Genomic DNA, 12,754 nt, shown 5'->3' with positions numbered 1-12,754 from the left:
GATCAGACGCAAACAGAAAAAACAAAAACGCAAAACAGGCGTGTCCTGTTGAGTTGCGTTGCTGTTGTTGGCGGTATGGTCGGCTTGGCTTATGCGTCTGTGCCGCTTTATAAGCTGTTTTGTCAGGTTACCGGATTTGGTGGCACGACCCAGGTCGCACATGAAGCGCCGGTTGACGTGTCTGAGAAAACCATCAAAATCCGGTTTAATGCGGATGTGAATTCCGGGCTGCATTGGCAGTTCAAACCCGACCAGCGCGAAATGACGGTTAAGCTTGGGCAGGATAATCTTGCCCATTACACAGCTGAAAATATGTCGGTTCACCCGATCACCGGGCAGGCCGTTTACAACGTAACACCGCTTAAGGCGGGGCAATATTTTAGCAAGATCGCATGTTTTTGTTTTGATGAGCAGACCCTTGAACCGGGACAGCGCGTTGACATGCCGGTCAGCTTCTATGTTGATCCAGCCATTGCTGAAGACATTAATACCCAAGACGTGAAGACAATAACCCTGTCCTACACTTTCTATAAGGCCGAGTCATCGGTCGAAGCGCCGGGCGGGAACGAAGATCAGGGGGGCTGACAGAACGCAGTGAAGCGGTCTGTTGTCTCTGTTTAACAAATTGAAATTGAGTTTCTTTTGTAAGGATTGAGGGGGGCACGGAATGAGTGATCATGCTCAGAAACATCCATTCCATCTGGTAGACCCAAGCCCGTGGCCGCTGGTGGCGGCAACTGCGGCCGGTATGTTTACTGGTGGTATGGTTATGTTCATGCATTCGGATCGTACACCGGCTGATTTCTGGCTGGCGGCGCTTGGGATTGCAGGCATCCTGTTTGTGATGTTCCGCTGGTGGGGCAACGTGATCAGCGAGTTAAAGATTTACCATAACAAGGTCGTTCAGATCGGCCTGCGCTATGGCATGTCGCTGTTCATCGCATCCGAGGTGATGTTCTTTGTCGCCTTCTTCTGGGCCTTCTTCCACAACGCGTTTGTGATCTTTAGCCCCGGTGTGACTGAATGGCCGCCTGCTGGTGTCGAAGTTCTTGATCCGTGGGACTTGCCGTTCCTCAACACCCTGATCCTGCTTTTGTCGGGCTGTACCCTGACGTGGGCGCATCACGGTTGTCTTGAAGGCAAGAAAAAGGATCTGGTACAGGGGCTTGCCCTTACCGTGGGGCTTGGCGTTATCTTCCTTGCTTTGCAGATGTACGAGTACAGCCACGCTGCATTTGGCTTTGCCGATAACATCTATTCTTCGACCTTCTATATGGCGACCGGTTTCCACGGCTTCCATGTGTTCGTCGGGACGGTGTTCCTTGCGGTGTGCCTTGTGCGCGCGATGAAGGACGGCTTTGATGCCAAACAGCATTTCGGTCTGGAAGCTGCAGCATGGTATTGGCACTTTGTCGATGTCGTCTGGCTGTTCCTGTTCTTTGCCGTATACATCTGGGGCGGCGAATAAGCCGCGCCGACCCGACCATTAAACGGGTCCTGCAGTATGGATGAGTATTATCCAAATCTTTCCCCCTTTCGCGCCGGGCTGGCATGTAAATGCCCCCGCTGTGGAAGGGGGAAACTTTTTGAAGGCTATTTGACCGTTCGTGCATCTTGTGATGTGTGCGGTCTTGACCTGCGTGGTCATGATGCCGGTGACGGCCCGGCCGTTTTCATTATTTTTATTCTTGGCTTTATCATCGTGCCTGTGGCGTTATGGGTTGAAATGACCTATCGACCGCCGCTTTGGCTGCATGCGGTGATGTGGGCCCCCACCATCCTTGGTGTGACACTGGCCTTGCTTCGACCGTTAAAAGGTCTCATGGTCGCATTGCAATATCGCCATAGAACGACTTCCGAACAGGACTGATTTCACTTCATGCCCCTATTAAATACGCGCCCCAGTATGGCGATGAAAATTTGTGTCGGATTGTCTCTGGTCATTCTTGTGGGACTGGGCAGTTGGCAGGTTGACCGGTTGTTCTGGAAGCAGAACCTGATTGAGCAGCGTGAAGCGCAGGCAAGCCTGCCACCGATTGCCGTGCCTGTTGATGTTGAGCTTGATCCTGCGATGTCATTTCGCGCCGCCTTTGCCGAAGGACATTTCCTAAACGATCAGGAAAAGTATCTGATGGCGCGGACCCTTCGGGGGAATGTCGGGTTTCAGCTGATCACACCGCTTGAACAGGAAGACGGACGGATCATTCTGGTTAACCGTGGTTGGGTGCCGACCGATAACCGTGATCCGGCAACCCGCCCGGAAAGTCTGATCGAAACACCTGTACGTGTGACCGGCGTCTTGCGCCTGCCAAGAGAAAAACACTGGGCGCAGCCGGAAAATGAAGCGTTGGAAAACCAGTGGTTCTATGTCGATGTCGACCATATGGCAGAAGACAGTGGTGCTGATCTTGCCAGCCCGTATTATCTTGAGCTTGATGACAATCCTGTGCCCGGCGGTCTTCCGATTGGCGGGCAGGCAAAAGTGCAGTTGCCCAATAATCACCTGCAGTATGCCATCACGTGGTACAGCCTTGCGCTGTCGCTGATTGTGGTTTTTGTGATTTATCATCGACGCCCGGAAGACGACAAAGACACAACAGACCCCAAAGACGCGGCCTGATCCTCTGTGTCAGCATGCCGTTAGAATATAGCCGCCGAGAAGGATAAGACTGCTTATCTTTCCCGGCTGGCGGTATCGCCCCAAACATCATTTTGTGCCAGCGGTTGCCAAGTGCCGCCGCACAGGAGTTCGTGATGACCAAAGCCTATAAAACCCTCGAAACCCGTTTTCGCCGGATGAATGTACTGTCTGATATTGGCAGTATGTTGCATTGGGACATGGCGGCGATCATGCCAGATGGCGGGGCGAACGCGCGATCTGAACAGCTTGCGACCCTTGATGTCATGGAAAATGAGCTGATCAATGCGGCTGATCTTGGTGATCTGATCGAAGATGCGGGCAATGAAGGTCTTGATGCGTGGCAGCAGGCCAACCTTGGCGAAATGAAACGCGCCTGGGTTCATGGCACAGCTGTTCCGGCCGAACTGGTCGAGAAAATGTCACTGGCGGAAACGCGGTGCGAAGTCGCATGGCGCAGTGCGCGGGCAGATAACGACTTTAAGGGGTTGCTGCCAAAATTACAGGAAGTGCTTGATCTGTCGATTGAGGCAGGTCACGCCAAGGCGGCGGCACTGGGGACCTCGGTCTATGATGCGTTGCTCGATCAATATGATCCGATGATGCGTTCAGACCGCATTGATAGCCTGTTTTCCGATCTTGAAGATTTCCTGCCAGCCTATACCGCCGAGGTCATTGAACGTCAAAAATCCGAAGATGCCCCCGTCGCGCCAACTGGTCCTTTCCCGGTTGAGATTCAAAACACTGTCGGTCTCGATTTGATGAAGGCGGTCGGATTTGGTTTCGACCATGGACGACTTGATATTTCGCATCATCCGTTCTGTGGCGGCATTCCCGATGATGTGCGTATTACGACCCGGTATGACGAAAACGATTTTACATCGGCGATCATGGGCGTTCTGCATGAAACCGGCCATGCCATGTATGAGCGCGGATTGCCGTCTGATTGGCGCGGACAACTGGTTGGCAAGGCGCGCGGCATGACCATGCATGAAAGCCAGTCTTTGCTGGTCGAAATGCAGGCCTGTCGATCCGAGGAATTCCTGACCTATGCGGGCCCAATGTTTGAAAAGGCGTTTGGCGGCAATGCAGATGCATGGGACGCGGCCAATTTGCATCGTCTTTACACCCGGGTCGAGCTCGGCCTTATTCGCGTTGATGCCGATGAGGTAACCTATCCCGCGCACGTTATTTTGCGGTATCGTCTTGAACGCGCCCTGATTGAAGGGGATATGAAGCTTGCCGATTTGCCAGGAGCGTGGAACGAGCTGATGCAGAAGCTTCTGGGGATCACACCGCCCGATGACCGGAATGGCTGTTTGCAGGATATTCACTGGCCGTCCGGTGCATGGGGATATTTCCCGACCTATACGTTGGGTGCGATGGCCGCGGCACAGATTTTCGCTGCTGCCAAGGAAGCCTGCCCGGAAATCCCCGGTGCCCTTGCGCAAGGAAACTTCGGTCCGTTGATGGGCTGGCTTGGCCAGAACATCCATAGCCAGGCGTCAAGCCGTTCAACTAATGACATTCTGCACGCGGCAACGGGAAAAGTTCTTGGTATTGATGCCTTTAAATCGCATATAATTAATCGCTATGGCCAGTAACAGCGATTGAACCTGCGGGGTATGTCCTTGTGTTGTATGCTTTGCTGACCAAGAGCAGCCTATATTCGATAGACCGGATGGAATAGCTTTCCCGTTTCGGTCTTTGATGCGTGTCCTCATATTACGAGGGTGCCAATATCATGGATGTGATCGCAAGATGGGAATAACCGACGGCAATAAGAAGGTTATGGATCGGCAAGTTTTTGCCGTGGATCAGGTCATTTTTCGCGAAGGAAAGCATGGCAGTGCCGCCTTTGTTGTGCAGGAAGGCAAGGTTGAAATCTTTAAAACCATTAATAGCGAAGAAGAAGTCGTTCTTGGCACGATTGAGGCGGGCGGTTTGTTCGGGGAGTTGGCCCTTGTTGATAACCAACCGCGTATGGCGTCGGCGCGTGCGGTCGATCGCACCGTTCTGATTGCCATTAGCAGGCAAACCTTTGAAAAGAAAATGTCGTCGTCAGATCGCTTTATCCGGGCGATCCTGCGAATCCTGCTGGGCAATTATCGTGAGGTCGTCCGCCGGGCGGCAATTGCCGAGGCAAAGCTCAAGGAGCATGGCATCTCAATCGAATGATTGACGATGATTTACGGGGCTTTGCGCATTAACACGCACAGCACGGCTGATCTGCTTGATTGCCCCTTGACTATACCCTAACTTCCCCTCACTAACTCAGGCGTTGGAGTGTGTTTTTGCGTCAAGGATGCAAGGATGCGCGGAACTGGTAATTGCCCAATTCAGGAGCAGGTATAGTGCGCTATGTCAGTACGCGGGGAAGCGCCCCCGTTTTGCAGTTTGATGAAGTTCTTCTTGCAGGTCTGGCCCGTGATGGTGGTCTTTATGTTGCTGAAACCTGGCCAACTTTTTCCAAGGATGACATTCGTAGCCTGCGCACTCTGACATATGCCGAGGTTGCCTTTAAAGTGATCCAGCCGTTTGTCGCGGGCACTGTCGAGGATGACGCGCTTATGGCGATCCTTGAAGATACCTATAACGGGTTTGATCATGCGGCGGTCGCACCGCTGAAACAGCTTGGCGCGAATGATTGGGTGATGGAACTGTTCCACGGCCCGACACTGGCGTTTAAGGATTATGCGCTTCAGGTCGTTGGCCGGTTGTTTGACTATGTTCTGGCCAAACGCGGTGAGCGCATTACGATTGTTGGTGCGACATCGGGCGATACCGGGTCTGCGGCCATTGAGGCCTGTCGTGATCGTGAAAACATCGACATCTTTATCCTGCATCCCAAAGGGCGCGTTTCGGAAGTCCAACGTCGCCAGATGACCACGGTCTTGTCGGACAATGTGCATAACCTGGCGGTTGAAGGATCGTTTGACGATTGTCAGGATCTGGTCAAGGCACTGTTTAACGATCACGGGTTCCGTGATGAGGTCGGGCTGTCGGCAGTGAACTCGATCAACTGGGCGCGCATCATGTGCCAGATCGCCTATTACTTCTGGGCAGGCGCGCAACTTGGGTCGCCGGACCGTGAGATTTCCTTCTCTGTGCCGTCGGGCAACTTTGGCAATGTGTATGCCGGTTATGCCGCGATGCAGATGGGGCTTCCGATCAAACAGTTTGTGGTTGGGGCCAACCGCAATGACATTCTTGCGCGCTTTTTCGAAAGTGGCGTGATGAAGATGGAAGGTGTTGAGCCGTCACTCAGCCCGTCTATGGACATTCAGGTCAGTTCAAACTTCGAACGTTTGATGTTTGATCTGTATGACCGCGATGGTTTGGCGGTGGCCGAGATGCTGACCAAATTCCGTGAAACCGGCGTTATGGAAATGTCGCAGGGGCAGTTTGGCCGGGCACGCGAACATTTTGACGGGTATCGTCTTGACGACGCACAAACCCGTGCGGCGATCAAGAATGTGCTTGAGACCAGTGGTGAGCTGGTTGATCCGCATTCCGTGATCGGGATTGTTTCGGGGCGTGAGTGCAACCGCGATAAATCCGTACCGATGGTGGCACTGGCAACAGCACACCCGGCGAAATTTCCGGATGCGGTAAAGCAGGCGTCGGGGATTTACCCGGACTTGCCATCGCGTCTTTCTGATCTATATGACCGACCAGAAAAAGTCGAACCGATGTCCAATGATGTTGCAACATTGATGGCGCATGTCCGTCGTAATCGGCGTGCGGCCTGAGCATCAAGCAACGTGGGGCATGATATGAAAAACAGGAGTACTGCTATATGACAGTCGAGCTTACCCAGCTTGACAATGGGATGATTGTCGCAACGGACCGCCTTGACCATGTTGAGTCAGTGGCCTTGGGAAGTTGGGTTGATGTTGGCGCGCGTCACGAGACGCCAGACATTAACGGCATCTCTCATATGCTTGAACATATGGCCTTTAAAGGCACCCGTCGTCGTTCTGCATTGCAGATTTCCGAGGAAATCGAGTCTGTCGGTGGACAGATGAATGCCTATACGTCGCGCGAAAACACCGCTTATTACTGCAAGGTCCTGCACGAAGATCAGAAACTGGCGATTGATGTGATTGCCGATATCCTTCAGCATTCCACCCTTGATGCCAAGGAACTGGAACGCGAACGTCAGGTGATCTTACAGGAAATCGGTCAGGCGAATGACACGCCAGACGACATTATTTTCGATCATTTTCAGGAAACTGCCCTGCCAAACCAGTCGCTTGGCCGGTCCATTCTTGGCAGTCCGGAAAATGTGTCGTCGCTGTCACGCGACCATTTGTTTGATTTTATGTCACGGCGCTATAGCCCGAAAAACATGGTGTTTTCGGCATCTGGCAAGGTTGAGCATCAACGTGTTGTCGATATGGTTGCCGAAAAGTTCGACAGCCTTCCGGCACATGAAGAACACGAGATCGAGCCGCTGAAATACGAAGGCGGCAGCCGGATCGAGAACCGTAAGCTTGAGCAGGTGCATGTGATCATGGGCCTGCCGACGGTTTCCTATACGCATGACAGCTTCTTTGACCTGCAGGTGTTTAACACGCTTCTGGGCGGGGGCATGTCATCGCGCCTGTTCCAGGAAATTCGTGAAAAGCGCGGCTTGGTCTATTCGGTCTATAGTTTCTCATCGCATTATGTCGATGGCGGCCTGTTTTCGATTTATGCCGGGACCGGGGCCAATGACATTGGTGAACTGATGCCGGTGATGTGTGACGAACTGGTGCGCGCCACCGAGGACCTGAGCGAAGAAGAAGTCACGCGTGCGCGTGCGCAACTTAAGGCATCTGTGGTCATGGCGATGGAAAGCAATTCCGGTCGCTGTGAAACGCTTGCCCGTCAGATCCAGATTTTCGGTCGTCCGCAAAGCATGGAAGAAATTGTTGCCAAGGTTGATGCGGTTGACCTTGAAAGTGTTCGCCGTGCAGGTAAGGCGCTTTTGGATGGCAAGCCGACCATCACCGCCCTTGGTCCTGTCGATAAAATGCCGGAATATGACACGCTGACGGCCCGTCTTCGTAGCTAGTCATATCGGAATTGATATTGAAGATAACGGCACTTGCCCTGATGGGCCGGTGCCGTTTCTTTTTGCGGCGCCGTGCCGGGTCGTGTATTCCGGTATGACCATGGCAACGGGATACCGAAATGATGCAGTACGCGTTTGATATTGGCGGATCGAAGATTGAATTCGGTGTCTTCGATGATGCCGGGGACATCCTGTCGCACAGCAAAACGCCAACGCCGGCCCATGATCGCGATGCATTCGTTGCTGCTGTTTCGGGGCTGATTGAAGAAGCGGACCGCGAATTTGGCGAACGCCCAAACATCGGGATCAGTTTTGCTGGCGGGCTTGATCCGCAAACGGGTGCTGTGATTTCGGCCAATATCCCGGCGATCAAGGGCTGGTTGCTGGCGGTGGAGCTTTCGGCAATTCTTAAGCGCGACGTATTGGTGGCAAACGATGCTGATTGTTTTGCGTTGGCCGAAGCGCGAACCGGGGTGGCAAAGGATGCCCGGACGGTATTTGCCATCATCCTTGGCACCGGGGTTGGTGGCGGCATTGTCGTTGATGGGCATTTTATTGGTGGGCGTAGCGGCATTCGCGGCGAGTGGGGACATGGTAATGATGTCACCGGTGGGTTGATCCGCAATGGGTTGGCGCCGGTTGCCTGTGGTTGCGGCAATACTGGCTGTCTTGATGCCTGGGGCGGGGCGCGGGGACTGGAAAACATCCACGCACAAATCAGTGGCAATCGCACCACCAGTTTCGAGATTACTGACGCGTGGCGGACTGGTGACGATCATGCAACGCGCAGTCTTGAAATTTATTGCGATCTTGTTTCGCGTGAGTTGGCCTTGATGGTCAATGTCCTTGATCCCGATTGCGTGCCGGTTGGAGGCGGGATCGCGTCAGAAGAAAACCTGATAGCCAAAATCGATACTATGGTCCGTCAGCGCGTGCTGGGGCGCTATGATGCGCCACTGGTTGTTCCGGGCCGTTACAGCCGCGACGGGGGCCTTCGCGGGGCGGCAATGCTCCATGTGATCGCAAATGCGCAAGGCAGCCAATAGCATGCGTTCGACAAACAAGGACAAACAGGCAAATACGCCGTTGCTTGAAGTGTGCGTTGAAAGCTTCACCGATGCGGTGCGCGCGGTCGAGGCCGGTGCAGACAGGATAGAGTATTGTTCCGCACTGGCCCTTGGTGGTTTAACGCCAACACCGGGTGCATTAGCACGGCTCAAAGATATTCCAGCACCTTGTATGGTTATGATCCGGCCACGGCCGGGCGCGTTTTGGTGCGAACCCGAAGACGTTGCGATCATGAAGCGCGAAATTGCGATTGCGCGCGACAGTGGGGCTGCAGGGGTGGTGTTTGGTGCCTGTGACCGCAATGCGCACCTTGATGTGTCGGTTCTTTCCGACTTGATGTCAGAATGTGCAGGTTTGCAAACCACCTTGCACCGCGTGTTTGACGATGTGCCCGATCAGCGGTACGCCCTAGAGCAGGCGATTGAAATTGGCTTTGATCGTATTTTGACAAGTGGGGGGAAACCCGATGCAAAATCGGGTGCAAAACAGATCGCTGCGTTGACCAAGGATGCCGCCGGACGGATTGTCATATTGCCGGGGGCTGGCGTCAGTGCGTCAAATGCCACCGAAATCCTTGAGGTTACCGGTGCGACGGAGCTACACGCATCCTGTAAGACGGTGACGACGGATATGTTAGATGATGGCCGAACGCGCGTCGATGTTGTACGGGTTTCCACGTTGCGCAACGTCATGAATGTTCGCGCCGAAGTCGTCTGCGTTAGCCGCGCACCAAGTTTGTCATGACGTCGATATAAAGCTATTCGCATTGAAATGTATTGGTTTATGCTATGGTATAGATCGTGCGAAAATTATGAACAAAACACTGCCGGTACAGCGTATAGGGTTTGCCTTCATGTAAGGCGCTTTTGGTGGAAACGGCATCTTATTTTGGAGTGGATATAGTCATGTCAACCGACACACATGCAGCCGGTCAGGTCGCTGCTGAACAAGCGCTTAGTCGGTTGCATCGTATTACGTCGTCTGGTGAGCTTGATTTTGAACAGCGTGTGGATGCGATATTGCGTCTTGGGGCTGAGCATTTCGGGTTGCCGATTGCGATTTTTAGCAAGATCGACGATGAAACATACGAAGTTCAACAGGCCATTCACCCCGAAGATGCCCTTAAACCCGGTATGAGCTTTGAGCTTGAGAATACCTATTGCAGTCATGTGGTTAAAGCCGATGACGTGCGCGGTTTTCACCATGTTGCCGACAGCGAAATTCAAACCCATCCCTGTTACAAAAATTTTGCACTCGAAGCGTATCTTGGCGCGCCAATCATTGCCGACGGGGTGCGTTTTGGCACATTGAACTTTTCAAGCCCGGAGCCGACCCGACCATTTACCGGTCAGGACATCGAACTGGTGCGATTGTTCGCAGCCTGGGTTGGCAATGAAATCGCCAGACGCCGTGATCTTCGCGAACTTGAAGTCGCCCGCACCGAGCTTGAACGTCTGGCCACGACCGATCCGCTGACCGGTCTTTATAACCGTCGTTATATGGAAAATTGTCTGACCAAGGAACTCGAACGGGCTAAGCGATATGGTAAGTCGCTTATCATCGGATTGTTGGATTTCGATGACTTCAAAGAGCTCAATGACAATTACGGTCATACCACTGGTGATGCAGCACTCCGACTGTTTGCCAAGGTATCCTCGGACATGATGCGCGAAACCGACGTTATTGCGCGTTGGGGCGATGAAGAATTCCTGATCCTGATGCCCGAAACCGGTGCCGCCGGGGCGCTTAAGTACCTTCAACGTCTGAGTGACCGGGTGCGTGAAAGTGATTTTCAGGCAGAAGATGCCCGTGTTGAGCTGACGATGAGCATTGGGTTGGGGATTGCCGAGGCCGACGATACGTTGGACAGTCTTGTTTCACGCGCTGATATTGCGATGTATGAGGCAAAACAGGCCGGACGTAACGTAACCAAGTTGCAAAATGATCGTTAGGGATTGCCGTTAACCGGCATCCTTGATTGTTTTTGTCAGAGTTTCCTGTGTGATTGGTTTGGCAAGGTAGCCATCAAATCCTGCTGAGATATAGCGTTCGCGTGCCTGTTCAAGTGCATCGGCGGTGACAACAATAATCCGCGCATTTTGGGATGGGCCAGCCGACAGGCGGATGGCATTCATCGCCTCTGTGCCATCCATCACCGGCATCTGTGCATCCATCAGGATCAGGTGGAAGGCGTTGTTGATCGCCATATCAACCGCCTCCTTACCATTGGTGGCATAACTGACCTGATACTGGCTGGTGTCCAGAAAGGCGCCCAACACAATGCGGTTGAGTTCCTTGTCATCGACGACAAGAACCTTGATCAGGTCGTCTGGCACAGGTTCCGACTTGGATTGTGAATGCACAGCTTTATCCAACCCAGGACCAAACTCGTTAAGGTCAGGATCGGATTTAAGAGGGGCTTCCACAGGGGAGAAAGGTAAATCCACCCAAAAGGTTGCCCCTTTGCCCGGTGATGATGTGGCATCGATTTCGCCACCCATGGCGTTTGTCAGGCGTTTGGCAATTGCAAGCCCCAGTCCTGTGCCGCCAAATTGCCGTGTCGTGCTTTGATCGGCCTGGCTGAATGCTTCAAACAGGTATTGCTTCTTTTCGGGGGCAAAGCCAATGCCGGTGTCGGCAACTTCAAACCGTAAGACAACGCGTTCGGCCCAGTTTTCGGATAAACGGTCACTGCGTTGCAGGGTGACGGTAACGGATCCTTCCTCGGTGAATTTCAGGGCGTTGCCGATAAAGTTTGTCAGGATCTGTCGCAACCTTGTCGGATCGCCCTGAATAAGCTGCGGGGTGTCTTCGGCAATTAAGGTTTTTAACGACAATTTCTTTTCCGCTGCTGTGCTGCCAAAGCTGCCAACTGTGGCGTAGACAACGTCACGCGGGGAAAATGTGATGGTTTCAACGCCAAGGTGCCCCGCTTCGATTTTACTGAAATCAAGAACATCATTCAGAATAGCCATCAGCGATTTTGCCGACTCATTCACCAGCACGGCATACCGTTGCAGGTTGGACGACATTTTACCCTTTGCCAGAAGGTCCGAAAGGCCAAGGATGCTGTTCATCGGGGTTCGGATTTCGTGGCTTACCGTTGCCAGAAATTCCGATTTTGCCTGACTGGCGGCGTTCGCACGATTCCGTTCGTCAGCAAACTGATGCAGACTTGTGCGGATGACGGCGATCATTGGCCAGACGATTGCGAACATCACAACAAGGATGCAGGCAACCAACAAGAACCCCATGAAAAGCGAGACCTGCTGACTGATCTTTAAGTGGTGTTCCGCATCCCGTTGATAAATTTGAACGGCTTTGTCGAGTTTGCTTAAAAGCGGTTTGAAGGCGGCTTTGCGAATGGCTTCGACATCGTCTGAAATCCCCGGCTGATTTTCCGTATGCGTGAGGACCCGGGTAGCAGCATCCAGAAAATCCCGAATTTCCATGTCCAGTGATGGGTTTCCATCAAAGTAATGCTGTCGAATTTCACCATAAGGGGCGGCAAGACCAAGTTCTTCGTTGCCACGGGTGAGAGCCAGATGGGAGCGCCCCATCAGATCAATGGCGTCTGCCAAGGCTGATCGGATTTCGCTTTGTTCTGTTGCCGGGACCGAATCGTAGTGTGCCAGAGATTGGGTGAACCCGCCAATGCGCTGACTAAGCATGCGCTGGCGGCCGCTCATGTTGATTTGAAGTGCGGTCTCATTGCGGGTGTTTTGCGTGTAATATTCAACAAAGCCATCGCCAATGATCACGGCAAGCATCAAAACCGTGGCAACGATGATACGGCGACGAAAAGGGACAATTACGTCTCGCGGGCGCAGCAATAGGGGCCGGCCCGTCTGCGTATCTTGTTCCCCGTTTGTCATTCGGCTTCCCTGGAAAATATCGATTTTGCGCAAAGGCTTAAGGCTCACGCGGGATGCATGATGTGACGCATGAAGCCGATAGGATGCCAAACGCTACAGTGTTGATATGGGGCC

Annotated in this window: 12 protein-coding genes; 11 read left to right on the top strand and 1 reads right to left on the bottom strand. The window is 53.1% G+C overall.

Features of this window, described 5'->3' with window-relative positions:
- Positions 1–48 precede the first annotated feature (48 nt).
- The 11 genes from AC0VXT_RS17520 to AC0VXT_RS17470 all read left to right on the top strand — a co-directional run bounded on the left by AC0VXT_RS17520 (position 49) and on the right by AC0VXT_RS17470 (position 10,717).
- Positions 49–585, top strand: coding sequence for a cytochrome c oxidase assembly protein (locus AC0VXT_RS17520; RefSeq protein WP_415749047.1), 537 nt, complete (start codon positions 49–51; stop codon positions 583–585).
- 82 nt (positions 586–667) lie between these two features.
- Positions 668–1,468, top strand: a complete 801-nt coding sequence (locus AC0VXT_RS17515; protein ID WP_475546450.1) for a cytochrome c oxidase subunit 3 — start codon at positions 668–670, stop codon at positions 1,466–1,468.
- A 129-nt stretch (positions 1,469–1,597) separates the two neighbouring features.
- Positions 1,598–1,870, top strand: a complete 273-nt coding sequence (locus tag AC0VXT_RS17510) for a DUF983 domain-containing protein (RefSeq protein ID WP_475546449.1) — start codon at positions 1,598–1,600, stop codon at positions 1,868–1,870.
- Positions 1,871–1,906: 36 nt separating this feature from the next.
- Positions 1,907–2,620, top strand: a complete 714-nt coding sequence (locus AC0VXT_RS17505) for an SURF1 family protein (RefSeq protein ID WP_475546448.1) — start codon at positions 1,907–1,909, stop codon at positions 2,618–2,620.
- 134 nt (positions 2,621–2,754) lie between these two features.
- The gene (locus AC0VXT_RS17500) at positions 2,755–4,242 is read left to right on the top strand and encodes a carboxypeptidase M32 (protein WP_475546447.1); all 1,488 of its coding nucleotides are present in this window, start codon (positions 2,755–2,757) and stop codon (positions 4,240–4,242) included.
- Positions 4,243–4,429: 187 nt separating this feature from the next.
- Positions 4,430–4,816 (top strand): cyclic nucleotide-binding domain-containing protein, encoded by a 387-nt coding sequence (locus tag AC0VXT_RS17495; RefSeq protein ID WP_475546446.1) that lies wholly within the window; start codon positions 4,430–4,432, stop codon positions 4,814–4,816.
- 176 nt (positions 4,817–4,992) lie between these two features.
- Entirely contained in the window at positions 4,993–6,390 is a 1,398-nt protein-coding gene (gene thrC, locus AC0VXT_RS17490) for a threonine synthase (protein WP_475546445.1), read from the top strand.
- Between the two features lie 47 nt (positions 6,391–6,437).
- Positions 6,438–7,697: a M16 family metallopeptidase gene (locus AC0VXT_RS17485; protein WP_475546444.1), complete on the top strand. Its 1,260-nt coding sequence runs from the start codon at positions 6,438–6,440 to the stop codon at positions 7,695–7,697.
- A gap of 119 nt (positions 7,698–7,816) precedes the next feature.
- A complete protein-coding gene (locus AC0VXT_RS17480; protein ID WP_475546443.1) occupies positions 7,817–8,743 on the top strand; it encodes an ROK family protein in 927 nt (308 codons plus the stop codon).
- A gap of 1 nt (position 8,744) precedes the next feature.
- Positions 8,745–9,509: a copper homeostasis protein CutC gene (locus AC0VXT_RS17475; protein ID WP_475546442.1), complete on the top strand. Its 765-nt coding sequence runs from the start codon at positions 8,745–8,747 to the stop codon at positions 9,507–9,509.
- 161 nt (positions 9,510–9,670) lie between these two features.
- A complete protein-coding gene (locus AC0VXT_RS17470) occupies positions 9,671–10,717 on the top strand; it encodes a sensor domain-containing diguanylate cyclase (protein WP_102783332.1) in 1,047 nt (348 codons plus the stop codon).
- 9 nt (positions 10,718–10,726) lie between these two features.
- Here the strand turns inward: AC0VXT_RS17470 and AC0VXT_RS17465 are convergent, their stop codons facing one another.
- Positions 10,727–12,640 carry an ATP-binding protein gene (locus tag AC0VXT_RS17465; protein ID WP_475546441.1) on the bottom strand — a complete coding sequence of 638 codons (1,914 nt, stop codon included), beginning with the start codon at positions 12,638–12,640 and terminating at the stop codon, positions 10,727–10,729.
- Positions 12,641–12,754 lie beyond the last annotated feature (114 nt).

It is taken from the genome of Thalassospira sp. Z349TD_5, assembly GCF_056173045.1.
Note: the sequence above shows the minus strand (reverse complement) of the source record. Positions and strands in the feature narration are given on the sequence as shown.

Excerpts from the sequence above, each read along its gene's own strand:
- AC0VXT_RS17465 (WP_475546441.1), bottom strand. The coding sequence starts at position 12,640 with ATGACAAACGGGGAACAAGATACGCAGACGGGCCGGCCCCTATTGCTG.
- AC0VXT_RS17475 (WP_475546442.1), top strand. The coding sequence starts at position 8,745 with ATGCGTTCGACAAACAAGGACAAACAGGCAAATACGCCGTTGCTTGAA.
- AC0VXT_RS17480 (WP_475546443.1), top strand. The coding sequence starts at position 7,817 with ATGATGCAGTACGCGTTTGATATTGGCGGATCGAAGATTGAATTCGGT.
- AC0VXT_RS17515 (WP_475546450.1), top strand. The coding sequence starts at position 668 with ATGAGTGATCATGCTCAGAAACATCCATTCCATCTGGTAGACCCAAGC.
- AC0VXT_RS17495 (WP_475546446.1), top strand. The coding sequence starts at position 4,430 with ATGGATCGGCAAGTTTTTGCCGTGGATCAGGTCATTTTTCGCGAAGGA.
- AC0VXT_RS17470 (WP_102783332.1), top strand. The coding sequence starts at position 9,671 with ATGTCAACCGACACACATGCAGCCGGTCAGGTCGCTGCTGAACAAGCG.
- AC0VXT_RS17505 (WP_475546448.1), top strand. The coding sequence starts at position 1,907 with ATGGCGATGAAAATTTGTGTCGGATTGTCTCTGGTCATTCTTGTGGGA.
- AC0VXT_RS17485 (WP_475546444.1), top strand. The coding sequence starts at position 6,438 with ATGACAGTCGAGCTTACCCAGCTTGACAATGGGATGATTGTCGCAACG.
- AC0VXT_RS17500 (WP_475546447.1), top strand. The coding sequence starts at position 2,755 with ATGACCAAAGCCTATAAAACCCTCGAAACCCGTTTTCGCCGGATGAAT.